This is a genomic window from Methylobacterium sp. 001424705, assembly GCF_059816145.1.
The window spans coordinates 11736-37036 of the sequence record NZ_JCBANU010000024.1; the positions used below are offsets into that span (position 1 = coordinate 11736).

At 65.9% G+C, this 25301-nt stretch carries 30 protein-coding genes and 1 tRNA gene; 17 read left to right on the forward strand and 14 right to left on the reverse strand.

The features are described from left to right. Nucleotides 1–70 precede the first annotated feature (70 nt). On the forward strand, nt 71–1177 hold the full coding sequence (locus tag AC6EUL_RS17385) for a DNA cytosine methyltransferase (protein ID WP_499871575.1): 1107 nt from the start codon (nt 71–73) through the stop codon (nt 1175–1177). On the opposite strand, the gene AC6EUL_RS17390 is transcribed toward AC6EUL_RS17385, so the two are convergent. From AC6EUL_RS17390 to AC6EUL_RS17400, 3 genes are all read right to left on the reverse strand, one after another. Further along, nucleotides 1140–2408, reverse strand: a complete 1269-nt coding sequence (locus AC6EUL_RS17390) for a PP_RS20740 family protein (RefSeq protein WP_499871577.1) — start codon at nt 2406–2408, stop codon at nt 1140–1142. The genes AC6EUL_RS17385 and AC6EUL_RS17390 overlap by 38 nt on opposite strands. Then, nucleotides 2405–4462: an ATP-binding protein gene (locus tag AC6EUL_RS17395; RefSeq protein WP_499871578.1), complete on the reverse strand. Its 2058-nt coding sequence runs from the start codon at nt 4460–4462 to the stop codon at nt 2405–2407. Before AC6EUL_RS17395 ends, AC6EUL_RS17390 begins: the two co-directional genes overlap by 4 nt. A 719-nt stretch (nt 4463–5181) precedes the next feature. Then, nucleotides 5182–5460 (reverse strand): hypothetical protein, encoded by a 279-nt coding sequence (locus AC6EUL_RS17400; protein WP_499871580.1) that lies wholly within the window; start codon nt 5458–5460, stop codon nt 5182–5184. Nucleotides 5461–6088: 628 nt separating this feature from the next. On the opposite strand from AC6EUL_RS17400, the gene AC6EUL_RS17405 reads away from it, so the two are divergent. The 7 genes from AC6EUL_RS17405 to AC6EUL_RS17435 all read left to right on the forward strand — a co-directional run bounded on the left by AC6EUL_RS17405 (nt 6089) and on the right by AC6EUL_RS17435 (nt 9735). Further along, nucleotides 6089–6268 carry a hypothetical protein gene (locus tag AC6EUL_RS17405; protein ID WP_499871582.1) on the forward strand — a complete coding sequence of 60 codons (180 nt, stop codon included), beginning with the start codon at nt 6089–6091 and terminating at the stop codon, nt 6266–6268. Between the two features lie 11 nt (nt 6269–6279). Beyond that, on the forward strand, nt 6280–6771 hold the full coding sequence (locus AC6EUL_RS17410; protein ID WP_499871584.1) for a hypothetical protein: 492 nt from the start codon (nt 6280–6282) through the stop codon (nt 6769–6771). A 2-nt stretch (nt 6772–6773) separates the two neighbouring features. Continuing rightward, nucleotides 6774–7025 (forward strand): hypothetical protein, encoded by a 252-nt coding sequence (locus tag AC6EUL_RS17415; protein WP_499871586.1) that lies wholly within the window; start codon nt 6774–6776, stop codon nt 7023–7025. A 233-nt stretch (nt 7026–7258) separates the two neighbouring features. After that, on the forward strand, nt 7259–7576 hold the full coding sequence (locus AC6EUL_RS17420) for a hypothetical protein (RefSeq protein WP_499871588.1): 318 nt from the start codon (nt 7259–7261) through the stop codon (nt 7574–7576). Nucleotides 7577–7701: 125 nt separating this feature from the next. Further along, on the forward strand, nt 7702–8265 hold the full coding sequence (locus tag AC6EUL_RS17425; RefSeq protein ID WP_499871590.1) for a MerR family transcriptional regulator: 564 nt from the start codon (nt 7702–7704) through the stop codon (nt 8263–8265). Between the two features lie 4 nt (nt 8266–8269). Continuing rightward, a complete protein-coding gene (locus tag AC6EUL_RS17430; RefSeq protein ID WP_056477845.1) occupies nt 8270–8527 on the forward strand; it encodes a hypothetical protein in 258 nt (85 codons plus the stop codon). Next, nucleotides 8527–9735 (forward strand): site-specific integrase, encoded by a 1209-nt coding sequence (locus AC6EUL_RS17435; protein WP_499871592.1) that lies wholly within the window; start codon nt 8527–8529, stop codon nt 9733–9735. The genes AC6EUL_RS17430 and AC6EUL_RS17435 overlap by 1 nt, the downstream gene beginning before the upstream one ends. A gap of 57 nt (nt 9736–9792) precedes the next feature. Here AC6EUL_RS17435 and AC6EUL_RS17440 read toward each other — a convergent pair. Both AC6EUL_RS17440 and AC6EUL_RS17445 read right to left on the reverse strand, forming a co-directional pair. Continuing rightward, nucleotides 9793–9868 (reverse strand) — tRNA-Lys (locus tag AC6EUL_RS17440). 103 nt (nt 9869–9971) lie between these two features. After that, on the reverse strand, nt 9972–11549 hold the full coding sequence (locus AC6EUL_RS17445) for a 2-isopropylmalate synthase (RefSeq protein ID WP_056496997.1): 1578 nt from the start codon (nt 11547–11549) through the stop codon (nt 9972–9974). A gap of 561 nt (nt 11550–12110) precedes the next feature. Between AC6EUL_RS17445 and AC6EUL_RS17450 the strand changes: the two genes are divergently transcribed. Together AC6EUL_RS17450 and AC6EUL_RS17455 are read left to right on the forward strand one after the other, a co-directional pair. Then, complete coding sequence (locus AC6EUL_RS17450) at nt 12111–12596, forward strand: SRPBCC family protein (RefSeq protein WP_056213373.1); 486 nt, start codon at nt 12111–12113, stop codon at nt 12594–12596. A 166-nt stretch (nt 12597–12762) separates the two neighbouring features. Next, nucleotides 12763–13092 carry a hypothetical protein gene (locus AC6EUL_RS17455; RefSeq protein ID WP_056213371.1) on the forward strand — a complete coding sequence of 110 codons (330 nt, stop codon included), beginning with the start codon at nt 12763–12765 and terminating at the stop codon, nt 13090–13092. Here the strand turns inward: AC6EUL_RS17455 and AC6EUL_RS17460 are convergent. Genes AC6EUL_RS17460 through pdxY form a run of 3 tightly spaced genes read right to left on the reverse strand, consistent with a single transcriptional unit; the run spans nt 13083 to nt 15569 of the window. Further along, nucleotides 13083–13799: a hypothetical protein gene (locus AC6EUL_RS17460; protein WP_056277291.1), complete on the reverse strand. Its 717-nt coding sequence runs from the start codon at nt 13797–13799 to the stop codon at nt 13083–13085. The genes AC6EUL_RS17455 and AC6EUL_RS17460 overlap by 10 nt on opposite strands. After that, entirely contained in the window at nt 13792–14688 is an 897-nt protein-coding gene (locus AC6EUL_RS17465) for a PhzF family phenazine biosynthesis protein (protein WP_056277289.1), read from the reverse strand. Before AC6EUL_RS17465 ends, AC6EUL_RS17460 begins: the two co-directional genes overlap by 8 nt. A 32-nt stretch (nt 14689–14720) precedes the next feature. Next, nucleotides 14721–15569 (reverse strand): pyridoxal kinase PdxY, encoded by an 849-nt coding sequence (gene pdxY / locus AC6EUL_RS17470; protein ID WP_056277285.1) that lies wholly within the window; start codon nt 15567–15569, stop codon nt 14721–14723. Between the two features lie 151 nt (nt 15570–15720). On the opposite strand from pdxY, the gene AC6EUL_RS17475 reads away from it, so the two are divergent. Then, nucleotides 15721–16242: a DedA family protein gene (locus tag AC6EUL_RS17475; protein ID WP_056213362.1), complete on the forward strand. Its 522-nt coding sequence runs from the start codon at nt 15721–15723 to the stop codon at nt 16240–16242. 6 nt (nt 16243–16248) lie between these two features. After that, nucleotides 16249–17034, forward strand: coding sequence for a cobalamin-binding protein (locus AC6EUL_RS17480; RefSeq protein ID WP_499871597.1), 786 nt, complete (start codon nt 16249–16251; stop codon nt 17032–17034). A gap of 6 nt (nt 17035–17040) precedes the next feature. Here the strand turns inward: AC6EUL_RS17480 and AC6EUL_RS17485 are convergent, their stop codons facing one another. After that, a complete protein-coding gene (locus tag AC6EUL_RS17485) occupies nt 17041–17469 on the reverse strand; it encodes a hypothetical protein (protein WP_499871599.1) in 429 nt (142 codons plus the stop codon). Nucleotides 17470–17669: 200 nt separating this feature from the next. Here AC6EUL_RS17485 and AC6EUL_RS17490 point away from each other — a divergent pair, with 200 nt between their 5' ends. Together AC6EUL_RS17490 and AC6EUL_RS17495 are read left to right on the forward strand one after the other, a co-directional pair. Continuing rightward, nucleotides 17670–18155 (forward strand): MmcB family DNA repair protein, encoded by a 486-nt coding sequence (locus AC6EUL_RS17490; protein WP_056213359.1) that lies wholly within the window; start codon nt 17670–17672, stop codon nt 18153–18155. Between the two features lie 78 nt (nt 18156–18233). After that, on the forward strand, nt 18234–19580 hold the full coding sequence (locus AC6EUL_RS17495) for an adenylate/guanylate cyclase domain-containing protein (protein ID WP_499871601.1): 1347 nt from the start codon (nt 18234–18236) through the stop codon (nt 19578–19580). A 10-nt stretch (nt 19581–19590) separates the two neighbouring features. Here AC6EUL_RS17495 and AC6EUL_RS17500 read toward each other — a convergent pair whose 3' ends face one another. The 4 genes from AC6EUL_RS17500 to AC6EUL_RS17515 form a co-directional block, all read right to left on the reverse strand. After that, nucleotides 19591–19779: a hypothetical protein gene (locus AC6EUL_RS17500; RefSeq protein WP_056379935.1), complete on the reverse strand. Its 189-nt coding sequence runs from the start codon at nt 19777–19779 to the stop codon at nt 19591–19593. 118 nt (nt 19780–19897) lie between these two features. Continuing rightward, a complete protein-coding gene (locus tag AC6EUL_RS17505; protein ID WP_499871604.1) occupies nt 19898–20161 on the reverse strand; it encodes a hypothetical protein in 264 nt (87 codons plus the stop codon). A 69-nt stretch (nt 20162–20230) separates the two neighbouring features. After that, a complete protein-coding gene (locus AC6EUL_RS17510; protein WP_499871606.1) occupies nt 20231–21709 on the reverse strand; it encodes a protein adenylyltransferase SelO in 1479 nt (492 codons plus the stop codon). Nucleotides 21710–21956: 247 nt separating this feature from the next. After that, entirely contained in the window at nt 21957–23054 is a 1098-nt protein-coding gene (locus AC6EUL_RS17515) for a phosphatase PAP2 family protein (protein WP_499871608.1), read from the reverse strand. Nucleotides 23055–23178: 124 nt separating this feature from the next. On the opposite strand from AC6EUL_RS17515, the gene AC6EUL_RS17520 reads away from it, so the two are divergent. From AC6EUL_RS17520 to AC6EUL_RS17530, 3 genes are all read left to right on the forward strand, one after another. Further along, complete coding sequence (locus AC6EUL_RS17520) at nt 23179–23760, forward strand: 3'-5' exonuclease (RefSeq protein WP_200941331.1); 582 nt, start codon at nt 23179–23181, stop codon at nt 23758–23760. A 111-nt stretch (nt 23761–23871) separates the two neighbouring features. After that, nucleotides 23872–24150: a DUF4926 domain-containing protein gene (locus tag AC6EUL_RS17525; protein WP_499871611.1), complete on the forward strand. Its 279-nt coding sequence runs from the start codon at nt 23872–23874 to the stop codon at nt 24148–24150. Nucleotides 24151–24158: 8 nt separating this feature from the next. Then, a complete protein-coding gene (locus tag AC6EUL_RS17530) occupies nt 24159–24518 on the forward strand; it encodes a DUF6883 domain-containing protein (RefSeq protein ID WP_499871613.1) in 360 nt (119 codons plus the stop codon). A 71-nt stretch (nt 24519–24589) separates the two neighbouring features. On the opposite strand, the gene AC6EUL_RS17535 is transcribed toward AC6EUL_RS17530, so the two are convergent. Continuing rightward, nucleotides 24590–25255, reverse strand: a complete 666-nt coding sequence (locus tag AC6EUL_RS17535; RefSeq protein ID WP_499871615.1) for a class I SAM-dependent methyltransferase — start codon at nt 25253–25255, stop codon at nt 24590–24592. Between the last annotated feature and the right edge of the window lie 46 nt (nt 25256–25301).

The window sequence follows — 25301 nt, forward strand, 5'->3', positions numbered from 1 at the left end:
AGGCGGGCCCTTGCCTTCGCTAGAAGCGATGCCTTAGCGTTTCTGTCGCTCCTGGAAGAGGGTATCATCCGTGCTGCTGAGTTTGTTTTGCGGCGCAGGAGGCCTGGATCTTGGGTTCGAAAAGGCCGGCTATAAGGTCGGACTTGCATTTGATAAAAAAGCGGACAGCGTTGCTTCCTACAACTTTAACCGCAATTCAATCAATGCAGTTGCTCAGGTTGCGGATGTCAGGGATCTTACACTTGAACGGTTGGACCAGATATATGGAAAGCAGTTTGAGCCCACCGGCTTGATTGGTGGACCGCCGTGTCAGAGCTTCAGTCAGGCAAATCGTACAGTTAAAGAAGGCGACCTGAGGCATACACTTCCATTAGTTTACTGTGATATACTCGAGCGCCTCAATAACAGGAAGCCACTTCAGTTCTTCGTGATGGAGAATGTCACGGGCTTATGTCGGCGCGAGCACGCGGATCGTCTTTCCGCTATCATCGAACGAATGGATATGCTCGGGTTCAACGTCGAGAAGCATATTCTAAATGCATCGCTATACCAAACCCCCCAAAAGCGGGAGCGCCTCTTCCTAGTTGGAATAAACAGGAAGCTCTTCGGCGATCTTCGATGGCTTCCTCCCGAACCTACAACGCTGAACCAAGACAGTGTGACTGTTCGGTTTGCTATCGGCAACTTACCTGAGCCAGCATACTATGTGCGGGGTGCAAATCCTGCTGACTTTCCAGCCCACCCGAATCATTGGTGCATGCAGCCCAAGTCTTTGAAGTTCTTACAACCAGGCACACTAGTCCCTGGGCATGGCGGAAAAAGAAGCTTCAAAACTCTCGCTTGGCATCTACCAAGTATTACAGTCGCATACGGCAACCGCGAAGTACATATACATCCAAACTGCCATAGGCGCCTCAGTGTCTATGAAGCAATGCTATTACAAAGCTTTCCAAGAGATTATGAGCTTGTCGGCTCACTGTCGTCCCAGTTCGCTCAGGTAAGTGAAGCGGTTCCACCATTACTGGCTCACGCCGTAGCCGACTCCATAGGTAAACAGATAAATACTAAGATTCAGACAAAGGGGAAAACCTCATCGATTCGTATTCCCATTCGTCGCAGAGTGGTTACTTCTTATATGTCTAAGATAACTCGGCAGCAGCATCGGGGACAGACATAGGCCGTTGAGGATGCGTTGCGAGCCATTCTCGCCAAGCTTGTTCATCATAGTTCGCGGATCGTAGAAGGCTCTCGGTATTTCTGATGGCTTCCGTTCGAAGATCCGCCTCTGCTTCGATTGCTTGATCCAAATCTTGAAGGCGCTGTGCGCGCTCGGCGAGCTTGACTGCTCGTGCCGGTTCTAGAGGTGGCGTAACCGTTGCGCCGCCAGCGCTAGCAGGAAAAGCACGCTGCGGTTCTGGGCTTATTCGAAAGGCCAACGCTAACATGTCGGGCTGATCACCATGAACCCTGTATGCGTACGCGCTTGCAAGTTCGACATGAGCCGGAAGGTTCGGCTGTGCGTGAAAAAACTGAAGAAGGAACTTACCAAGTCCGATCGTATAGAGCTTCAGGAAGGTGCTATCATTGCTGGCCCACGCGCCGGCAACAGCGGCCAGTATGCGCGCAGGGTCAGCGCCTATAGCTGCAGCGAGCGCTCCACCAAATAGTTCAGAACTAACCCGAAGATTTTCACCGATTGCGCGCTGAAACTCTAATCCTGGCTGCCCCAGGAGATCCGGGTGAACGCGGGTAGTTATGAAAAGTAGCCATGGCCTTCTCGCGACCATTTGATGTTTTAGAATAGCGTTCAGAGCGTCGAAAGTACAGACATCTCTGCCCGCTGGTCTGTAGGCGAGATGGTCACATGCATCGATATTAACAACGTCAAATATATCTCGCAAACGAAGCTGCTCAGCGGCCTGCGACCTGTCTATTGCGATATCCTCCAGCCGGTCCGGCAATATGACCGCATCCCCAGTAATACGGTTCGACTGCCGAAGAGCCGACTCAGCGCTAATCCAGGCTCCCTGATCTTCGTTTAAGTCCGCCAGATCCCCCTGCGCAGCGACGTATCCCGAATTGAAACCAAAGTATTCAATCCTGACGTTCTTATCAGAGCACTTTTCTGCCAGCACTCGGACGTCCAGAAGATCTGCTCCGGGAAGCGTGAAGTAGCGCAGAGTATCGCTCTGAGTTGTGCGAGCCTCAATAAGGCGAGCTGTAAGTTCGGCCCATTGCCGATCGCGGACTACTTGCTTCACGGGGTGATGCCATGGAAGGAATCCGCGCCTCTTTCTTGCAAGCCCCGAAGGCGCGTCGATATCAGCGCCAACTAATTGGCCAAATATAGCGCGGAGATCTTCCTCGTTCTCAGGCTCGTCTACCCCACCGTCTTGTACGCTCATCATTGAATTGGCACTTCAAAAAAGATCCGTAGAATTGCGTCAATCATGCTCTGCTGTTCTTCGTAGGACCGATCGTCGAGCACCCCGTAGGCAGACAGCACCTGAACGAGCGCTTTCGCACGGCTGTCTCGATCTGTTCGCATTTCAGGCTGTTGTACGGCCAAGCTGGGCATTTCGTGGCGTGCGTACGCGATATATCCCTGTTGGCGGGCTTCCTGTGCCCGAGTAACATCGGTGGAGATTGTTACTTCGGGGACTGGCTCCGACCCTCGGTAATTTCGCCAGACGGCCTCCGCATGTGTGGCCACGGCACTTCTTTGAATAGCGGCTTCTTCGTGCCTGCGATCATCCCGCGCGCGACCGCTCAAGTCTTTGTGTTTATTAGTCAGCTGTCTGATGGCGCGATGAAGCCACAACGTAACAAGCTGGACGTGAGGATGCGAAAAGTTAAATGACTCTCGATCAATATTCAACGCGGCATCTAACCCCCGTTGAATGAAGAGTTCTGATGTTATCTGGCGCAGCCGAGTCTGCTCTGAGATTTGATATTTAAAAAATGTAGGATCAAATAGTGCACCGCTAGATCCTCGAATACGGATAAGAACTCCGTTGTTTTCTTTTGGAACCACTCGCCCATTCCAAAATAAATAGCCTTCGAGTTCGAGGCCGCCGCCGGTAACACTCTTATCGACACGGCGGAGATTTGGCGCGTAACGACCGACAAACAGCATGGTTTTTTCGAGGCCACGACGCTCAGTCCGAATGAACTTGAAGCGTATTGGACGCTTCAGTTCGACGCCATCAAGAATGACTTTGAACCCTCCAGCAGGGTCAGCTGCGCCATCCAGAAGTTCTGGATGGCCTCTAACTTGCTCCTTGACCGCAGTCCGTACGGTTTTTCCTGGTGGAAGGTCAAGCTCTTGCGCCTGCCCTCTAGTGTCGTTAGATATCCAGAATAATCGTACAGACGCATCTGAGGTAAGCTCAAATGGGTGCTTGTCGACGTAGCTGACTGGTACAGACAAAGCTAACGTCCAGATCGTTTCCAGGTATGTATCGAGAGTAGTCGCCAGGTCCGGACGTTCAAATTTCGTAAACTCTCGCTCCACAGCGTCCATGAGCTTGCCCATACGCGATCCTGCGGGATCAGAGGCCTCCCATGGCAGATTAGGAGATCGGCTCAGGATATCAGCGCCCTCCTGACGGATCCCGAGGTCAGCAATCCAGCCGGAGTGATACACAGGAGGCTCGATCCGGATGGTTGCAGCCGTCTCCAGATCGTCCCTTTCGATTGCAGCCTGTTTCTCGTCTACTGATCTCCACCGGTCGGCGCTGCGTAGAAGGTCGCGGACTCGCGGCTTCACGTCGTCCAAGACGACATCAGTCCCATGTGCACTTTTATCTTCAGTGTGCTCACGGGTTATCAGAACATCCCCACTGATGAAGCTATCATCCGACTCTGTATCGTCGTCGTCCGAGTCGTCTTCCGAGTAAGCTCTGAGGCTTATTTCAGCAATCAGGCGGTAGCTCTCACCCTTTACTTTCGTAACAATTCGGAACTTACGTGCAAGCTGGCTAACGGAAAACAACCCAATGCCAATCTTGCCAATTAGCAGCCTGCCTTTTGGCGTCCGATCAGCATCATCTTTCGCTGTTACGCCAAGCTCCTGCCCTTCCTCTCGTCTCTTGGCACTACCGCCGATGGAATGCAGCAAGCGTGAGAGTGTCTGATAGGACATGCCTGCCCCATCGTCGCGGACATATATTCGGGAGAAACGAGGAGCGTCAGTCAGAATCGAAACCTCGTTCGCATCGGCGTCCCAGGCGTTTGAAATCAGCTCCCTAAGGGCGGATGCAGGCTGCCGATAGATGCCGTCCGTTACTCGCGCAATGACGCGTTCGCTGGCCTTAAGCCGCGTGCGGGCGACCAGCCCCTCATTGCTCTCCTCAGCCAGCCACTGCGATAGCGCTGCGTTATCAGCCAAGAGCGGCAGGTCGTCGTCCGGCGCGCCCTGCGGCGCCGCTGCAGCCGACGCATTCAATGTTTCATCAACCAAGAGAGTCTGTCCTACGTTCAGCGCAAACTAGGTGCACAAACACGTTAGAGGCAAGGCTCTTGCGTCTTGCTCACGAGGTTCTTGATCCATCCGTCCCAAAACGGACGAGCTTTGCACATCGTCCTTTTTTGAGAATGGCGCGTGAAGCAGCTTCGGGTGCCAACCTGGAGATTCAACACCCGCTGAAGGCAAAGTGCTGCCTCCGTCGTTCGAAGTACGATCGCTGATACCGGCACCTTAGCGTCTGCTCACGGCGGCCCGATCAGCATCCCTGGCCAAGCGCGCAGCCTTTTGCCTAGCCATGTTCTCATCGACTGCGCTCGTGGTCAGCTGCGGGACGGGCGTGCGAGATGGCCGAGCCTGCTCTTTCGCAAAAGCCGCCTCGGCTTGCTTCCACTCTTTGCTCTGATGTTGAGTCACGTTGTTCCTTATGTCGGCGATGATCACTTTGGGTTATGGCGGCCGACCCGGTCAACAAGTTCGTGCGGCGCTTGTGTGAGAACGGACGGCCAAGGGAGGTCATTGTCCCTCAGCACGTAGGCGGCTTTGATCAACGCTGTCGTCTGATCGTGCGTAACTGGGTCATGAGCCTGTAGAGTGTTGAGCACGGGATGCGATAGCGACGTGCTAAGCCGGAGCACTTCCGCCATCTGTCCAAGCTGCCGTCTGAGCTCTTGCTCACTTCAGATAACCAATAGCATTCTGGTGATCGGTGGACATCAGCCTCTCGGCCCTTGGAACGGCCGGAACAGCCACGCAAGCCGATCAGCCTCTTCATCTTCGGCATCGCTGATCTGATCGACGATCTGGCCGAGAGAAGTCGGTAGGTCGACCTCGTACTTATCCAGGATGATGGCTGCGTCGAGCAAGGCGTTCATGTGAGCCTTGGGCACAGGCTGGTCGGCAGCCTGGGCTGCGAGCACGCGGTCAGCGAGAAGCGTCGAAAGGCGAGAGACTTCTGTGAGCCGATCCAGCAGGTCTCCGGCCTTCGCAGTCATGTTAGGCAGCCCTCTGCCTTAAGGTGCTCGGTAGGGTGTTGGATGCCTCAGCCTACATTCCTGGCTTTGGCCCTGGAAGGGGCTCTGGAGCAGGTGCGAGCTGGGCGTTGAGGTAGTCCGCGAAGACGGAGCGAACGAAGCTTTCGTTCCGTGGGTCGCCATCCCCCGTCAAAGCAATGATCTCGTCCAAAATTTCGATCAAGTTGCTTTCGGAAGGGGCAAGTTGCTGTCTTTCTACGAGCCCTGTCAGGTACCCATATGGGCTAGGCGGTCGTTCGGGTAGAGCCGCTTCAAGCAGTCGCCTCACCGCTTCAGGCCGCGAAGGTTTGGGATCGGACTGGTGTTTGATCCAGTGATCGAGAGCCCACAGCTGCTGAGGAGGAAGGCGTACGTTTACCGGCGTTGCGTCAACGCGCGGCCGACCTCGTGAAGAATTTCCAGCGCTAGCTATTGCGGCCACCATTTTCTGGCGCTAATAATACCGGGCCAATCGAGTGGTTGCAACACTCGACTGGCCCTGACCACACACGTCGAGGAACGACGCATCATGGCTATCCGGAATTCTACAACATCGGCACGCGCCGGTGAACGCTCTCGCTCGCCTTCGGCAGCGGTTTACTCCCGTCCGATGCCCCTGCTGGAGCCAGATGAGGCCGAGGCGGAGGACGGCCCAGTCATCACCCCGGTGCGGCCCGACTCGGCACACGTCCGGGCTCCCCGCTTCCTCGACTTCGCTGGCGACCTTGTCTCGGCCGTCCTGATCATTGCCGGGGGCGTGCTCGCCTACGGCTTCCTGCAGATCGGATGAGGGAGGCTGTTATGAACGCTCGTCGCAAACCAAGCACTACCGCTCCCGAGCAATCGATCCAAGAGCGTGCCGGGGCGCTAAGGGCAGCCACTGCCCGTCTGCCTCCGCAGGTACCCCTGGAGGCCCTTCTAGCCAACTGCCGGCGCTATGCGGCCGAGTTCGATTTTGCTCCGTTCAGCATCGAAGAGCTCGCGCGCCTATACGAGATCACACGACAGGCCGACAGTTTTTGGGGGCACATCGGTAACATGCCGCTTTGCCAAAGCTCCGACGGTTCATCGCGTCTGTCGAACATCGGCTGGTTCGTTGAGGGTGAGAGCCAGCGCTTTTCCTTCTTCCGTGACAGCTGCGTCGCCGAAATCACTCGGCGTGCGCCGACGAACAAGTCCGAGCACGATGAGATCCTTAGCGTGCGCATCATGCACGAGATCGACTGCAACGGCCGAGTCGATCGCCTCGACGCACCCGACCTCCTCCTCGAAGCGCTGAAGGCATGGGGCTGACCATGAGCAACGTCGTGCCGTTTCCCGCCCCTCGCCGGATCCAGGCTGCCAGCATCTCAAGGGCAGAGTTCGAACGTCTTGCCGATCTTGCTCTGGATGTCGTCGACCAGATCGTTGCCATCCTTGATGCCGCAGATGGCGACGCCGACCTCGAGCCCGATGCCGACAGGGAGCCTTCGCTCGCCTCACCCATTGGCGGCCCTTCCCAACGCATCTGGGCCGTTGGTAGCGACCGCGATCTGGAGGCGGATTGAGACCCGATCAGGCTGCCTTCATGCGTTCGAATCAGGAGCCTGACCGAGACCCCGTCTCGCCCGGTTTGTTCACGGGGTTAGCTCTCCCCCTGCCTCCTAATAGGTTGAGCAGGGGGAAACGGAGGCAGCTCACCCGGTTTCGCCCCTCCCCTGGGGCGGCCCACCTCAAACCACCTGCCATTGCGATTTTCATGGCTCGTCGCGAACCTTGCTCGAAGGGATCGGAGGACGTGATGGCAGACGATTTTCACGATGGGAATGATGCTCGGCGGTACCGCGCTCGTCTCCGGCGGCAGCGTGGGTACCAGGCCGGCTACCGCCAGCGGCTGAAGGAGAAGGCAATCCCGCAGAAGGACGACTTCGCTACAGCGTGCTTGGATGAGCTGCTGGTAATCCTCGCTCGCGATCCCGATGCCGTGCCCGGGTTCGTGGGCCGGGTCCTCAGACGCGTCACCCGGAAATTCGGCCGGGAGGCTGCTGCCGATCGCTTCACGACCATGGTGCAACGGACGACCCAGAGGCTTCGTGCTGCCGAGGGTGGATCGCAGTGAACCGGCAGGAGGCCATCGGGCCGCCCAGCAACCTGGTGCGGTATCCATTCATCAGAGCATCGGATCGATGCTTTACAAACGTCAGCACACGTCATAGCATCACTGTGACGTTTTGGAGTGATGCCGTGGACGCGACGCAGATTGAGACCTGGGCATTCTCTCGCAGCGATGCCGCCGCCTTAGTCGGCATGACCAGCGGTCAGATCGGGAACTACCTCACGCGGTACGACCTCTTCCCGGCCCGGCCGAAGGGCAAAGGCTATCATGTCGACTTCAAGCTGGCCGATCTGCTGCTTCTCTCCGCTGTGAAGGCCCTGATGAAGAACGGGGGATTGTCGGCCGAGGAAGCTGCGAAGGCTCTGCGTCGAAGCCGGGGCCCCTACCACGCCATGCTGACCGACGGCTACGGCCCCGGCCAGGAGCCCCTATTCACCTACCCAGGGACGCTGTTCTTCTCTCGGAACGACGACGGGGAGTACATGCAGCTCGACAGCGCTGACACGCCGGTAAGCATCCAGATCCGCTGTTGGCCCCTCTTCGACGAGCTCTGGCCTCGCGTGCGTGCTCTGATCGAGAAGGAAGGCGCCTCCGACAAGCCGCCCTACCCCGGCAACGTCACCGAAGGCATCGCTGCCTTTGAGAAGCACATCGCTGAGCTTCGCGCCCTGCGCTGGAATCAGGAGGCCTGAACCGATGGCACGCGCGGTCGCATACCCGCTCGGTTCCTGGCCACTGGAGATGCGTGCAGAGACGGCGGCTGCCTTCTGCGACGAGCCGAGCGTCGAGGCGTTTCGCGCAAAGGTCGATCGCGGCATCTACTCGCGCCCGCGTACCGAAAGAGGCTGTCTGCCGAAATGGCATCGTGAGCGCTTGGCGCAGGACATCGCCCGTCGTCACGGGCTCGCGATGCCCGTGGTCCCGATAGCCGAGAGCATCGAGGGCCTGATCTGATGCCGCGTCGCAAGCCCCAGGGCTGGCCCAAGCTGATGGTGGCGCGGCGGCTGATGTCGGGCCTCACCGGCTACTATTGGGTTCCGCCGACATGGGCCAAAGAGGCAGGATGTCCGACGCGATCAGAAGCCCTCGGAAGCGACTACGGAGTCGCGAAGGCCCGCTGCGACGACGTCCTCAATCCCCAGTTCGATGCTTGGCGCCAGCGCGGTGCCGTACCGGTCGACACCGTTCGCATTCGCATCGGAACGTTCGATTGGATGGCCGCGCTTTACAAGACGTCGCCGAAGTACACCAGCAAGCCGCCGAAGACCCGCAAGGGCTATGACGCGGCCCTGCATCTCGTCTCAAGCTACGTGCTGAAGGATGGCCGGCGTTTCGGTACCCTGGCACTTGGGAGCATCACGCCTGGCGCTGCCGATCGTCTCTACGAGCGCCTGAAGCTCAAGGCCGATGGTACGGAGCGCATCCGCACAGGCATCCTCGCCATGAGCATCGCGAAGCGCGCCTGGAACGTGGCGCGCCGCGACAAGCCCGATATCGTCCCGGCGGAGAACCCATTCGCTAAGATGGATCTCGCCTACAAGGCCAAGCCGACGCGGCCGGTTACTCACGAGGAGCTACTGCGCTTTGTGGCCGCCGCAGACGCCGCTGGCGAGGCCTCGATTGGTACAGCGGCGATGATCGCCTTCTTCTGGCTTCAACGTCAGGAGGACATCCTGAAGCGCTTGGCCTGGACGCACTACCGTCCGGCCGACAAGCCAGGACTCGCAAGGATCTTCCACCACAAGACCGGTGAGCTCGTTGAGCTGCCGCTGTTCGACGTGGATGGCACGGTGCTCTGGCCGGAGCTGATGGATCGGCTGGATCACTTTCCGCGGCATGGCACCTTGATCGTCACGCGGGATCAACCAGACCGGCGCCGGAAGGTCCACCTACCCTGGGACGAGCATTACTTTCGGCATCGCGTTGCGAACATCCGGAATGCCGCTGGTATCGACCCGGAAGTGAAGTTCATGGGCTTGCGTCACGGCGGCAACGTCGAAGGCGCCGAGGCCGACCTGACAGACGCTCAGCTCCGCGCGCTGAGCGGCCACCTGACCACCGCAGCTCTGCTTCGGTACGCGCAAGCGACCTCGAAGCAACGGCAGGCGGGAGCGCGGAAACGCTTGGACGCGAGAACGAAGAAGGAAAGTTTGTCGAAATAAGCCGGTGAGGTCGTGTCGAAACGACGTCATACAAACTGGCTAAGTCATTGAGATGTTTGGTGGGTGCACAAGGGTTCGAACCTTGGACCCGCTGATTAAGAGTCAGCTGCTCTACCAACTGAGCTATGCACCCAACGCCTTGCGGCGATCGCTGCGGCCCACCAAGTCCGCCGCGACGAGGGGGCTGATAGCAAACGCCCCGGGGGGTGTCCACCCCCGGGGCGTTATTTTCTCGGCTAAACCGCGGCTGGGCTCTGGGCATGCAGGCGCTCCGCCCAGGCTTCGAGCTTGTTGAGGGCCGAGAGGTAGGCACGGGCCGAAGCGACCAGGGTGTCGGGGTCGGCGCCTCGGGCGGTCACACTGCGCTCGCCGCTCTTGAGGCGCACCGAGACCTCGGCCTGAGCATCCGTGCCCTCGGTGACCGCGTGGACCTGATAGAGTTCGAGGTCGGCCTGATGCGGCACGAGAGCCTGAATCGCGTTGAACACGGCGTCGACCGGGCCGTTTCCGACGGCCTCCTCGGTGACCATCCGGCCTGCGATATCGAGCTTCAGGGTCGCCCGCTGCGGGCCGCGGGTGCCCGCGATCACCGACAGGGAGACGAGGCGGATCCGGTCATGCGCCGTGGCGAGGTTCTCGTCGACCAGGGCCTCGATGTCCTCGTCGTAGACGTGCTTCTTGCGGTCGGCCAATGCCTTGAAGCGCTCGAATACGTCCTGCATCTGGTTGTTGCTCAGCACGAGGCCGAGTTCGTCCAGCTTCGCGCGGAAGGCGGCCCGGCCCGAATGCTTGCCCATGACGAGCGAGGTCTTGGCAACGCCGACCGAGGCTGGAGTCATGATCTCGTAGGTCTCCGTGTGCTTGAGCATACCGTCCTGGTGGATGCCGCTCTCGTGCGCGAAGGCGTTCCGACCGACAATCGCCTTGTTGTACTGCACGGGAAAGTTCGTCGCATGGCTAACGAGCTTCGAGGCGCGGGTGAGCATCGTGGTCTCGATGCCGGTCTCAAAGGGCATGACGTCGCCGCGGGTACGGATCGCCATGACGATCTCCTCCAAAGCAGCGTTGCCGGCCCGCTCGCCGATGCCGTTGATGGTGCACTCCACCTGCCGCGCGCCGCCCTCGATGCCAGCCAGGGAATTGGCGATGGCGAGACCCAGATCGTCGTGGCAATGCACCGAGAAGATCGCTTTGTCGGCGTTCGGCACCCGGTTCCGGACGTCCTGGAACATCCGGCGGTACTCGTCCGGTGTGGCGTAGCCCACGGTGTCGGGCAGGTTGATGGTGGTGGCGCCCGAACGGATCGCCGCCTCGACGCAGCGGCAGAGATAGTCGATCGGCGTGCGGGTGGCGTCCATGGCCGACCATTCCACGTCCTCGACGAGGTCGCGGGCCTGGGACACCGTCTTCAGGATGATCTCCACCACCTCATCCTCGGACTTGCGCATCTGGTGCGCGAGGTGGATCGGCGAGGTCGACACGAAGGTGTGGATACGGCCGCGCCTGGCCTGGCGCACCGCCTCGCCGGCCCGGGCGATGTCGGCGGGAATCGCGCGGGCGAGACCCGCGACGGTGGCGCGCTTGACGCGCCGGGCGATCTCGGAGACCGCCGCGAAATCGCCGTTCGACGCGATGGGGAAACCCGCCTCAATGATGTCGACGCCCATGGTGTCGAGGAGTTCGGCGACCGCGAGCTTCTCGTCGAGGGTCATGGTGGCACCGGGGCACTGCTCGCCGTCGCGCAGGGTGGTGTCGAAGATGAGAACGCGGTCCTTCGCGCGGGCTTCGGGCGCCGGAGTCGGGGAGGTCGTCATGCTGAGTATCCTGTCGGAACGCGGTCCAGAACCGGGGACGCGGCATCGGGAAATCGAGGGGTCCGGGCAAGCGCCGGTGGACGGGCGCCGACCTTAGAAAACTGCACTCCCCTGAGAGCCCAGGCGCACGCGCCCGGACGGCTCTCAGGGGCGGATAAGGAGGAGCAGGGCGGCGAGAGACGCGCGCGACCGGACGGCCGCGAAGGCGGCGTCGGTCGTGCTGCGCGTGGAGCCGGCGCTGGCCAAGGCTCGTCTCTCCCGAGAGGCAAGGGCGCACCGCGGCGGTGCGCGAACGCTTGCGAAGGCGGTTTACCTAGCCGCTGAGGGCCCGCTTGACAAGTTTCAGCGCCGCGCCCGCCAGCAATGCGCGCGACCGCCGGACAGGGAGGAATTCGGTCTCAGAGCCCAGTTCCCCACAAGGTCTCGTTGGAATTCGCAATCGTTTCGGCCGGATGCATTGCCGTGCGGTCTGCTCCGCCTAGCTTCGCTGGTGGATCGAATACGATTCGGCGGCGAAATCAGTCCGTCCACGCAAGAAAAAATCTGGAAGGAATCCCCATTATGTCGCGGATGCTGTCGCGCACCCTGGCCCTGCCTGCCCTCGCCCTGATCGCCGGAGCGGCGCCGGCGCTGGCGCTGGATGCTGCCAAGACCATCGATGTCGCCGCCCCTCCCGCCAAGGTCTGGGCGACGATCGGCGATTTCTGCGGCATCGGTCAGTGGCATCCGGCCATCGAGAAATGCGTGCTGTCGCAGGACGGCGGCAAGGCTTTGCGAACCCTGAGCCTGAAGGGTGGCGGCACCATCGTCGAGTCGCAGACCAAGCGCGACGACAAGGCCATGAGCTACACCTATGCCATCGTTTCCGGTCCGTTGCCGGTGAGCGACTATTCCTCGACCCTCTCGGTGATGCCCAAGGGCTCGGGCTCGACCGTGAACTGGACCGGCAGCTTCAAGGCGAAGGGCGCGCCGGATGCGGTGGCAATCGATGCAATCTCCGGCATTTACGATTCCGGCCTGAAGGCTATCGCCGACAAGTCCAAGTAAGCGGATCGAAGTAAGCGGACCAAGACCGAGGGCGGCTCACCCGAGGCCGCCCTCGCCTGCAGGTTCATTCGGACCCGCGCCCGATTGACCAGCCAGAGCACTCGGCGCAAAACCGGCCCGGATCAAGCTGTGCCGTGTCCCGGCACGGGTACCGTCAGGAGCCGCCGTGTCCCGGGTCAGCCTCGCCGTCGCCGTCCTTCTCTCCGCCGCCCTGCTCGGCGCCTGCAAGCCGACCGCCTCGGCGCCCCCCGCGGTCGCCGTCGCCGCAGCCCCCGTGGTCGCCGCGCCCCTGCCACAGGGCACCGGCTGCGGCCCGTCCATCGCCCGCACCCAGGCGGTGGTCGAGAGCGATGTCGCTACCGGCAACCTCAACCCGCCCGTCGGCGAGCGCTTCGGGGCCGACCTGCGCCACGCCGCCGATGCCTGCGCGGGCGGCCGCGAGCGTGAGGCCCTCAGTCTGCTCGGCGCCGCCAAGGCACGCTACGGCTACCGCTGAGCGCCCGCGAAGGCGTCGGTGAGATAGGCGCGCACGAAGCCGGGCATCCGAGCGGCGTCGAGGTCGTCCAGCCCGCGCGCGATGGCGAAGCCGGCGAGTTCTGGCGCGGCCTCGCTTTGGCGGTGTGCCTCCATCCGGCCATGCAGCACCTCGGCCGTTTCCGCAAAGCGGACCGGGAGCAGGAAGGCGTGCTGGCTCTGGCCCGAGACCAAAACCCACGCCTCCGGCGCATCGGCCGGAAGGGCAAGACCCGTTTCCTCCAGGAACTCCCGCCCGGCGCTGCCGGCGAGATCGACGCGACCGCCCTCGCGGGTGTCGGTTCGATCCGGGGTTCCGCAGGCGAAGTAAATCTGCCCGGCATTGGCTGTGTGTCCGCCCATGATGCCCAAGAGGGCCGCGCCGTCGGCGCTCCACGGCACCACCGCCGCGAAGGCGTTGGTCACCGCCGGATCCGGGGAGCCGGCCAGGCGGAAGGCGAGGAACTGAGAATACGCGACCTCGAACAGGTCGATCACGCAGGTCGATCCATCGATGCGGCAGTCGCGGGCAAGGAGCACCCGTCCGTCGAACAGGTCCGGCCGCTCGGTGCGTCGCCGCGCCCAGGTCTCGGCGATCGCCCCGGCATGGTCGCGGGCCCAGGACCAGTCGGAAGGGACCAGCCGGGCCTCGATGTGCCGGAGCGGCGTCAGCGTGAAACCGTCAGACAAGCAGGGTGCCCTCACTCACCAGCACCGCCGCCCCGCTGATCTCCACGGAGCGCAGGGCACCGGCCTCGATGACGAGCTGGACCCCGATCGTACTCGGTCGGCCCATGGCGACGCCTTGGCGTAGGACGATGTCGTGCTCCCCGTCGCCCAGGGGCTCGAACTGCATCATCACTCCGGCGAAGGCCGCTGCGGCCGAGCCGGTGGCCGGGTCTTCCGGCACGCCGAGATGGGGCGCGAACATCCGGGCCTGATAGCGGTGGCCGACCTCTTCGGGGTTGAGGGTGTAGCAGTAGAGCGCGGCCGGAGTGCCGAGATCATCGAGGGCTGCCGGCACGACGCGAGCCCGGTCGAGGGCCGCTCGGCTGGCGAGGGGCACGAACAGGAAGGAAGGGCCGGTCCGGTGCCGGCTCGGGACGTGGCGGGCGAAGCCGATCTCACCCGGCTCCAGGCCCAGGGCGGCCGCGACCAGGTTCGTCTCGGGTCCCTCCCCCAGATATTCCGGGAGCCCCGGCATCTTGAAGCGCCCGGTACCGCGCCCCTCCCCGGGCTCGACCACGCAGGCCAGGGTTCCGAGGGGGGCCTCGAGCCCGAAGGCCATCGCGTCGGTGAGCCCCGCCCGCTGGTCGCGCAGGGCAAGGAGGATGGCGGTGCCGAGGGTGGGGTGCCCGGCGAAGGGCAGTTCCGACGTGGGCGTGAAGATGCGCATCCGGGCGCGGTGCCGGGGTGTCTCGGGCGGGAGAACGAACACCGTCTCGGACAGATTGAACTCGGCGGCCAGGGCCTGCATCGCGGCGGTGTCGAGGTCCTCGGCATCGAGCACGACGGCCAGGGGATTGCCGGTCAGCGCCGTGTCGGTGAACACGTCGAGGGTCACGAAGCGGCGGGGCATGGCGGGGTCTCCAGGCTCTCTGAGAATCAACCTTAGACGGTGTGCACCGGAAACGTCTCGCTCGGCGTGACGAACTCGTCCTGCGCCGCCACCGTGAGGATCTCGCGTGAGCCCGCCTCGGCCGTGCGGCGCAGGAGACCATAGACCGAGGCGCCGGCCATACCCAGGGCCAGCGCGGCCGAGCACGTCCGGGCGTAGTGCACCAGGAACAGAGCCGCGATGGCGTCGCCCGCGCCATTCACGTCGAGGTGAAGGCGCGGCGTGCGCAGGCGCCAGAAATGGCCGCCCTCCCCCGCCAGAAGGTCGATGGCGTCGTCCGGCGTATCGTCGGTGACCAGCGAGGTGACGAGGACAACGCGGGGTCCCAGCGCCTGAACCGAGGCCACCGCGCGCTTGGCCTCCGCGAGGGTGCCGGTCGGCAGGCCCGAGAGGTGGTTCAGCTCGAACTGGTTCGGGGTGACGATGTCGGCCGCGGGCACCGCCTGCTCGCGCATGAATTCGGGGATGCCGGGCCGTACGTAGATGCCGCGGTCGGTGTCGCCCATCACGGGGTCGCAGGCGTAGAGGGCCTGTGGGTTCAGCGCCCGCACCGAGGCCACGGCCCGCACGATGGCGGTCCCGATATCGGCCGAACCCATGTAGCCCGAGAGGACTCCGTCGCAGGTTCCGAGCACACCCCGCTCGGCAATGCCGGCGACGAGGTCCTCGATCGCCGGGCCATCGAACACCCGGCCGCGCCAGGCGCCGTAGCCGGTGTGGTTGGAGAACTGCACCGTATGGATCGGCCAAACCTCGACGCCGAGGCGTTGCATCGGAAACACCGCCGAGGCGTTGCCCACGTGGCCGAAGGCAACGTGGGACTGGATCGAGAGGATGTTCATGCCGGAATCTCCCGAAATCCCGCGGCCGAGGAGTTGTGGCGCCAGCCCTTAACCCGGTTTTCCTTCCCAACGCACCCCTGCCGGCGCCCCACGCGCTTGCCCCGATCCGCGCCCTCGGTCACAGGAAGGCGCCGAACCTCAAGCGAGCCCCATGGACTTCGATTCAATCCGCACCAGCACCCTCGCCTTCGTGGAGGCGAACCAGGGCTGGACGCCGCTGATCGTCGGCGTGCTCGCGTTCTGCGAGTCCCTGGCCTTTCTCTCGCTGCTGGTGCCCGCCACCTTCCTGCTCCTCGGCATCGGAGCGCTGATGGGCTCGGTCGGTATCCCGTTCTGGCCGGTGATGCTCGCCGGTGCGCTCGGGGCCGCTCTCGGCGACTGGGTCTCCTACGAGTTCGGGCACTATTACAAGGACGGCGCCAAGCAGATGTGGCCGATGCGGCGCTATCCCGCCATCGTCGCCCGCGCCGAGGAGTTCTGCCGCAAATGGGGAGCCGGCGGCATCCTGATCGGGCGGTTCATCGGGCCGGCGCGGGCCGTGGTGCCCCTGGTCGCAGGGGTATTCGGTGTGAAGCGCCTGCCGTTCCAGATCGCCAACGTCACCTCGGCCCTGGCCTGGGCCTTCCTCATGCTGGCGCCGGGGGCCGGCCTCCTCGGCTACCTGAAGGGCTGAGGCGCCGTGCGCCGGTTCCCGCCCGAGCGCATCGTCTGTCTGACGGAGGAGACCGTCGAGACGCTCTACCTCCTCGGCCAGGAAGACCGCATCGTCGGGGTCTCGGGCTACGCGGTCCGCCCGGCCCGGGTCCGGCGGGAGAAGCCTCGGGTCTCGGCCTTCACCAGCGCCGACCTGCCCAAGATCCTGGCCCTCGCTCCCGATCTCGTCCTGGCCTTCTCCGATCTGCAGGCCGAGATCGTCGCCGACCTTGCCCGGGCCGGCATCGCCGTGCACCTCTTCAACCAGCGCGACCTGGCCGGCTGCCTGGCGATGATCCGCACCGTGGGCGCCCTGACCGGCGTGTCGGCCGAGGCCGAGACCCTAGCGACGCGGCTGGCAGACCGCATCGCGGCCGCCGCCGCGGAAAGCGTCGGCCGGCCGCATCCGCGCGTCTACTTCGAAGAATGGGATGCCCCGATGATCTCCGGCATCGGATGGGTCTCGGACCTCATCGCGGCGGCGGGCGGCGACGACGTCTTCCCCGAACTCAGCCGACAGGCGGCGGCCCGGGACCGGATCGTGAGCCCGGAGGCGGTGATCGCGGCCCGGCCCGACGTGATCCTCGCCTCATGGTGCGGCAAGCGTGTGAACCGCGCGCACATCCGCGCCCGCCCGGGATGGGACGCGATTCCGGCGGTGGCCGCCGGGCGCATCCACGAGATCAAGTCGCCGCTGATCCTCCAGCCGGGCCCTGCCGCCCTCACGGACGGTTTCGACGCGATCCGCGCCGCCCTCCGGGATATAGCCTGAGCGGTTTCACGCGGCCGACAGCGGATCGGCCTCGCGCCTGCGCGCGCTGGGAGCCGGTCCCGACGGGGCTGCGAGCCAGGCTTGGCGCCGGGCGATGAGATGGCGCAGACGGGCCGCCCGCTTCTCCCGGCGCTCGCAGCCGTCGCCGCAGGCGGTGTCGGGACAATCGGCGGCCCCTCCGTCGAACAGGCTCACCAGGGCGAGCACGAAGCCGATCAGCACCACCACCGCCAGGACGACGACGGGCCAGGCCAGCCCCATTCCGACCAGCACGGCGATGCCGAGCTTGAGCGCCAGGGAGCCCGCCAGCTTCAGCTTGATGAGCGTCGCCAGGGTCGCGCCGGCGCCCAGGGCACCGCGCGCCGCTCTCAGCAAGCCCACCCGCAGGCGTCGCCGGGCGGCCAGCGCCTCGAGGCGATCGAGTTCGCGCGCCACCCGCGCCGTCTCGGCGTCCCGGTCTTCGTTCTTCGGCAGACCTGCCTCCTCCGCACCCGATCCACCACGAGGGGTGCCATGGTCCGGGCCCGTGCTCCAGCCCGACCGGCGCAACGGGGTCGCAGGTGACAAGCCGCGCGGCGGCTGATTTCCTGGGACCCGTCCCGATTCGGGACGTCGTTCCGAAGCATCAGAGCCGTATGTCAGCAGCCCTCGCGTCCGTGATCCTTCCGCCCGACCGGCGTCAGTCGGCCACCGCGCTCCAGGTCCAGCGCGGCGTCCGGCGTCTGTTCGCCGAGCTCGGTCACGTCACCATTCCAGAATTCTCCCTGGCGAACGGCCGCCGCGCCGACGTCATCGCCCTCTGCCCGGCCGGGCGCCTGACGATCGTGGAGATCAAGTCCAGCGTCGCCGACTTCCGGGCCGACCGGAAATGGCCGGATTATCGGGACTACTGCGACCGCTTCTATTTCGCGATCCCCGAGACGCTCTCCACCACCCTGACCCCGGAGGACGCCGGCCTCATCGTCGCCGATGCCTTCGGCGCCGCGATCCTGCGCGACCCGGCGGACCATTCCCTCAGCGGTCCCCGGCGCAAGGCCGTGACCCTGCGCTTCGCCCATAGCGCCGCGCGCCTGCTGCACGCTCTGGCCGATCCCGGCGCCATCCGCGAAGGCGCCCTCTGAGGCACGGCGAATCGCCGCCGATGCACGGGCGGCCCGGCGTGGTAAGGAACCACGCGCCACTCATCGATTGCCAACTGCATGCGCCTGCCCTCCCGTCGCCGTCCACACGACGGCGATCCCGCCATCCTGCGACGGCTCCAGGCCGCCTCGGGCCGTCGGTCCCTGCTGCTCTACCTCGTCATCGTCCTGGTGCTCGTGGCCACCGCCCAGGGCTACGACGGCTCGGCCCATTCCACCCATCACTGGATCGGCCTCGGGGTCTACGCGATCTTCTCCCTCGGCCTCGGGATCGCCGATTGGCGCGCCTCGCAGCGGGACGGCGGGGCGGAGCCCGGCATGGAGTGGCTGGCCTGGACAGCGACCCTGCTGAACGCCGGCGTGGCCCTGTTCCTCATCGTCGAGCACATCCTGCTCGGTGCGGTGGAAACAGAGGAGACGGCCACCGCGGTGAGCCGCCTGCCAGCCTTCCTGCTCCTGCTCCAGACCGGACTCAGCATGCGGGTCTGGCACACCGTCGTGTTCTCGGGTCTGGTGAGTCTCGCCTGGGGCGGCACCATCCTCCTCGCCTATCTCGCGCCCGAGAGCGCCCTTCTCGGTCCGCACGTGACCCTGGAAGAGGAGGTGCCCGGCCTGCTCACCTTCCTCGCCGCGAGCCTCGTGGTGATCGATGGGGTGCGCCGCCTGCAGATGGCAGTGACGACGGCTTTGCGGATGGAGCAGGAGCGGACGAGTCTCGCGCGCTTCGTGCCGCGCCGGGTGGCGGGAGAGCTTGCCCAGAGCGGCGGCGGCGTCGGTGCGGTGCAGTCCCGCCACGCCTGCCTGTTCGGCCTCGACCTGCGCGGCTTCTCGGCCTTCTCGCGCGACCAGACCCAGGAGGAGGTGGTGCGCGCCCTGCTCGACGTCCGCGCCCTGACCCACGTGGCGGTAAGCGAGCACGGCGGCATCGTCGATAAATATGTCGGCGACGGCGTCCTGGCGCAGTTCATCGTCGGGCGTCCGCAGGCCCAGGCCGAGGCAGTGCTGGCATGCGCCCAAACCATTGTCGCGCGTCTCGCGGCGCTGAACGAGGATCGCCGCCGGGAAGAGCGGCCGGAGCTGCGCATCACCATGGCGCTGCATGCCGGCGAGGTGCTGGTGGGGGTCTTCGACGACGGGCACCGGGCCGAGTTCACGGTGCTGGGCACGGCGATGAACCGACTCGCCAGGATCGAGGCCCGGGCCAAGGCCGCCGACCTGACCCTGGCGGCCTCGGACGAGGTGATCCGCCTCCTCGAGCCGGCTACCCGGACATCGCTCCGGCTCTCCGGCATGCCCCCGTCGGAGTGCCGAGACACCCGCGACATGCTGCTGTTCGCGGTGGGCTGGGCCGAGGACACCGCGGCGGATGCCGCGGCGCCGGAGCATCCGTTCGCCTCCGTCGCGTGAGCCAAGACGGTTAGCCCGAGAACGAGCCGAACCCCTCGAACCCGACACGCTGGCGGGCCGCCTCGTCGGCCTTGGGCCGCTCGAGGAGAGCCGGATCGATCTCGGGGGCCGGGGTCTCCGGTCGGGTGGTCCGGGGCGGCGGACGGTCGTCCGGGACGGAGGGCCAGATCGGACGGTCCGGCTTCACTGTCTGGGTCATCGGAACACTCCTGGCATGCGCTGACGAGCGCTTACGAAATACAATATACCAGAAATAGCGCAAGGCTATCCGTGTTCCCTCCGAACCGGGGAAGATCCGGTGCGTCGCCCGAGCCCGCTCAGCCCTCGGCCTTGTCCGCCCGGTCGGTCTTTACACCGCGCGTGGGGGCGGTGGCGTGGTCTTTCCGCGCGGCGTCGCCCGTCCGCCCCTGTGGAGTCAGGGGCGTGGTGTCGCTGGCGCCCGCCTCCGCGGCCTCGGTGCCGGGCCGATCCAAAGGGTCTCCGGACGCGTCCTTGACCTGCCCGGTGACGGTGTCCCGCGGGCTGGTGGCAAGACCGCCCGACGGATCGGTGCCGGCTTCGGCGAAGGGGTCTTTCGGCATCCGGCACGTCTCCGTCGTGGGCGGGGTTCGTTCCTTCGGAGTACACCGCCCGCGCGGAGCCGGTTCGGTTCAGGTGCCGCAGAAGGTCTGGAGCACGCGCTCGTGCGGCTGCGGCGGCGCGGCATAAGCCGCGAAGGCGGGCTGGTCGTCGTAGGGGCGGGCCAGCACCGCCACGAGCTCGTGGAACGGCGCGAAGTCGTCGCGCGCGACCGCCGCCTCGATCACCGCCTCGACCCGATGGTTGCGCGGGATGAAGGCCGGGTTGACCCGGTCCATCGCCGCCCGGCGCGCGGCCGGGTCCCCCGGCTCGGCGGCGAGACGCGCGCGCCAGCGGGTCGCCCAGGCCTCGTATACGGTGGAGTCGTCGAAGAGGTCGCGCACCGAACCGTCGCCCTCGGGGCCGAGGGCCGCTGCGCCGAGGCGCCGGAAGGTCAGGGTGAAGTCGGCGCGCCCGGCCTGCATCGCCTCCAGCAGGGTGCGGCCGAGCTCGCGGTCCTCGTCCCGGTCCGTGGTGAGGCCGAGCTTGGCCCGCAGGCCGCCGTAATAGGCCGCCTCGAACCGGGGGCCGAAGGCGGCGAGGCGGTCCTGCGCCACGGCGATGCCGTCCTCGGTCTCGGGCGCCAGCAGGGGCAGCAGCGCCTCGGCGAACCGGGTCAGGTTCCAGTGCAGGATGCCCGGCTGGTTGCCGTAGGCGTAGCGGCCATTCTCGTCGATGGCGCTGAACACGGCGGAGGGGTCGTAGGCGTCGAGGAAGGCACAGGGTCCGAAATCGATGGTCTCGCCGGAGACGGCGCAGTTGTCGGTGTTCATCACCCCGTGGATGAAGCCGACGAGGAGCCAGCGCGCGACGAGGTCGGCCTGGCGCTCCACCACCCGGGTCAGCAGGGCGCCGTAGGGGTTGGCGTCTTCCGCCAGCTCCGGATAGTGCCGGCCGATGACGTGGTCGGCCAGCGCCCGCACGCCGTCGACGTCGCCCCGCATGGCGAAGTACTGGAAGGTGCCGACGCGGATGTGGCTGGTGGCGACCCGGGTCAGGACGCCGCCGGGCAGGACCGTCTCGCGCCTCACGGAATCGCCCGTGAGCACCGCCGCCAGGGCGCGGGTGCTGGGGATGCCCAGAGCCGTCATGGCCTCGCTGACCACGTACTCGCGCAGCACCGGCCCGAGGGCGGCGCGACCGTCGCCCCGCCGGGAGAACGGCGTCGGGCCCGAGCCCTTGAGCTGAATGTCGCGCCGGACCCCGTCGCGCCCGACGACCTCGCCGAGCAGGATCGCCCGGCCGTCGCCGAGCTGGGGCACGCGGTTGCCGAACTGGTGGCCGGCATAGGCCATGGCCAGGGGCTCGGCGCCCTCCGGCACCCGGTTGCCAGCCAGCACCGCGACGCCCTCCGGGCTCTCGAGCCAGGCGGCCTCGATCCCGAGGTCCGCGGCGAGTTCTCGGTTGATCCGGATCAGGCGGGGCGCCGCCACGGGGGTGGGGTTCACCGCAGCGAAGAAGTGCTCCGGCAGGCGGGCATAGGTGTTGGCGAAGGGAATGGCGGCTGTCATCGAGGGCATGGGTCCCGTGTGCGGCGCGGCGCGCGGTGCTGCCCACGAGGTGGGGCGCCGCATGCGCCAAGGCAAATCCCAAGGGAAGAGGCCAAGGCACATCATGGCGATCCCGAACGTCGCGCGCGGGGCCGTCCTGTCCGGAGGCGACGGCCCCGGCGATGGGCGTATCGGCCCTGGCCCCGGCTCGGGTAATGGCGGACGGCGCGGGGGCGCCGAGGGGGCCGAGGGGGCCGGCCGCGCGCGTTCACCCCGGACAACGCGACCCGTGCGGGGCGGGTTCGGACAGGAGGCCCGGCGCGCGGGTGCGGCGTCCGCGCAGGATCGCGCGTCCGCCGATGACCGTGATCGAGAGCACGAAGCCGGCCAGCAGGTCGGGCAGGTAGTGCCCACCGGCCCCGAGGGTCGCCACCACGATGACGGCGTTGAGGGCGATCGCCAGGGGGCCGAGGACCGGGATCGGCGCCAGCGCCCAGGCGGTCAGCACCGCGAGGCAGACGTGGAAGGACGGAAAGGTCACGAGGCCGCGGATGTCCTCCAGGGCCAGGGTGCGCAGGGTCCCGGCGCGCAGGTGCTCCAGGGCGTCGAGGTGCCAGAGGGCGCCCAGGGTCTCGATGGAGCCGTCCGGCACGGTGGCGAGACCGTACTGCACAAAGGGGCCGGCCGCCGGCACCAGGGCGGCGATGAGCACGACCGTGAGGAGCAGCACGGCGAACATCCGCACATAGGCCCAGAGCCGGCCGACCCGGAGGGTGGCGCTGAGCGCGATCACCGTGAGCCCGACCTGCGGCCCGCTGGTGTGGTAGGCGAGCGCCAGCCACCAGGCGAGGCGCGGCTGCGCCTGCAGGGCAGCGTAGTAGGCGGGCCAGTCGAGGCCGAGCGCCGCCTCCGCCCGGGCCAGCCGCGCATCGGCCAGCGGCAGGGCCCAGGTGGCGGTGAGGTAGTGCAGCACCGCGATCGGCACGGTCACGGCGATGAGGCCGGCGCTCGCTAGGGCCATCGCCCGCAGCTTGGGCTCGGACAGGATCGGGCCGAACAGGACCGCGAGGGCGAGGAGCGCCGCGACGAGGCCCGCCGCCACGCCGAAGCCGAACGGCGCCAGGGCGATCCCGGCCCGGCGCAGCCACACCGCATCGAGGAGGGCGACCGCCAGGGCGAGGCCCCAGAGCGCCTGATGCGGCGCGGCCAGGGCGGCCGAGACCCGGCCGATGCGGGCGATGGGTTTGGCGAGGGCGGATCCTGAAAGGGGGGATCTTGCGAAGGAAGATCTTGCGAGGGAGGCGGCCTCGGCGAGTCCGCGGCGCGTCCCGCGCGCGGGCATCGAAATCGGAGTTGCGTCGCTCACCCGGCATCCTTCGTGGTTCGTCGCAGCCGGAACTCGGCTTTGCGCCGGTTTGTTGCCCGGCGGCGTTCCTTTTCCCCATCCCGTTCCGGTTCCCAGCCCCGATGGTCCCCCCGATGGTCGCCCGTTGAGCCGCATCGCCTTCCTGGATTTCGAGGCGTCCTCCCTCGCGAAGACCAGCTACCCGATCGAGGTCGCGTGGGTGTTTCCCGACGGTAAGTCGGAGAGCTTCCTCATCCGCCCGGCCCCGGGCTGGACCGACTGGGCGCCCGAGGCCGAGGCGGTGCACGGGCTCGCCCGGGAACGCCTGGTGCGGGAGGGCGTCGCCCACGACTGGGTGGCGCTGCACATGCTCACGGCCCTGCGCGACGTGGCGCTCTACGCCTCGGCGCCCTCCTGGGACGGGCACTGGCTGAGCCGGCTCCTGCGCGCCGCCGGCCTGCCGCGCCACGCCCTCCGGCTGAAGGCCACGGCGGAGGCGCAGCGCCGCGTCGTCCTGGACGTGCTCGCGGCGGGCGGCGTGGCGCCGACCGCGCGCGACGCCCTGGCGGGCAAGCTCCTGGCGACCCTGCGCCTGGAGGCGCGCGACGATCCGGCGGCGGAGCATCGCGCCCTGTCGGATGCCCGGCGCGAGTGCCGGCGCTGGGCCCGCGCCCGAAGCCGCGCCGCGGCGCTGCTCCGCGAGGAGGGCGGAGGCGGGGTGGAGTAGCGGTCTCGGGTGGAGATGGGGCGAGCCTTTGCCCAGCGCCCGAACCCTGCGTCCGGTGAGGCCGGCGAGGTTTCGTCACCCGCCCGCGGCCGTCGCGGATCGGTGCGAGGTGTGCCATTCGGCGGGCAGCGTATCCTCTCCTGCCTGTCGATCGAAACGCAGTTCCTGCTGAGGAACGACCAGCCAGGCCTGCGAGACCTGGACCGCGTCGTGCTGATCGGTGCGGTGAACGCCGAGTCGGGCGCGCGGATCGAAGCAGGGACCGAGGGGACGATCGTCGCGGTCTATCCGGGATCCAGCGCGTACCTGGTCGAGTTTGCCGAGCCCGCCGAGGCCCTTGCGGCGGTCCCGGCCGCGCTCCTGACGCTCGCCGTCCCAGCGGAGCGGTGAGCGGGAACGTGGCCGTCCCGCACCGGCTCGGCGTCGATACCCGCAAGATCTGCAATGATCTGCTGGACGTGACCCACCCGCATGGCGGGCCGAAAGCACGCTTCTTCCCCGGGTTCGGCTTCGCGCCGACCGAGCCCTTGGCGTTCGCGGACGCCCTCGTTGCCGAAGCCCAGGGCGCTGCCCACGTCGCCCGTCAGCCCTCCGAATACGGAGCCGACATGCTGACCTGCGTCGGTCCCCTGGGAACACCCTCGGGCCGCAGGCCCTGGATCCGCTCGGTCTGGCTGGTGATCGCGGAGGCCGAGGGCGAGACGGGCCGCTTCGGGGCGGCTTGTCCCGACCGTAACCGGTCGGCGCCGCGACCCTGATCCGGAGGATCGGGCGCCGATCCGTTCGACCGTGTGAACGACCACCGGGGGTGGTTTGCGGCTCTTTGGCGTCAGGCCCAGGCGACCCAGCCCCGGAAGGCAAACCCGGCGTAGAAGAGGCGGACCCCGCTAAACCCAGCCTCGCGCAACAGCGTCTCGTCCTCCTCGGGCGAAAGGATCGGCAAGCGTTCTACGATCCCGGTCTTTGCACGCTCGGCGTGTGAGCGTTCGATGCCGGAGGCCGTCGCGAAAGCGGCATACCGTGAGAGCCAGAGGTCGCGTTCATCCTGCGGAATGCTGAAGTGCGCCGCGACGAAGGGTGCACCGGGCTTTAGTCGACGCCGAATTTCCCGGAGGGTGCGTGACCGCTCCTGACGCTCGATGAAGTGCAGGGTCAGGATGCAGGCGGCAGCGTCGAACGGCCCCTCCGGCGCGCCATCGATCAGCCCCTCATGAAGATGGGCACGGTCGGAGAGGTGGCCCAGGGTTTTCCGGGCAAGGTCAAGCATTGCGGCAGACGGGTCGACGCCGACGAACGTCCACCCGGGCTGCCCCTCGGCGAACACCTTGAGTTCGAGGCCGCCGCCCGCGCCGAGAACGAGCACCTGTGCCTTGTCCGGGGCGCGTTCCGCGAGGAGAAGCCTCGCCATACGTTGCATGTCGGCATAGCCGGGCACCATGCGCGGCGGGTTTTCGGCGTAGCGGGCAACGGCCTGCGGATCTGAGAAAGCATCCATGCCGGATCGTATCACGCGCGACGAGCTGGCGAACGTCCGCGTCGGG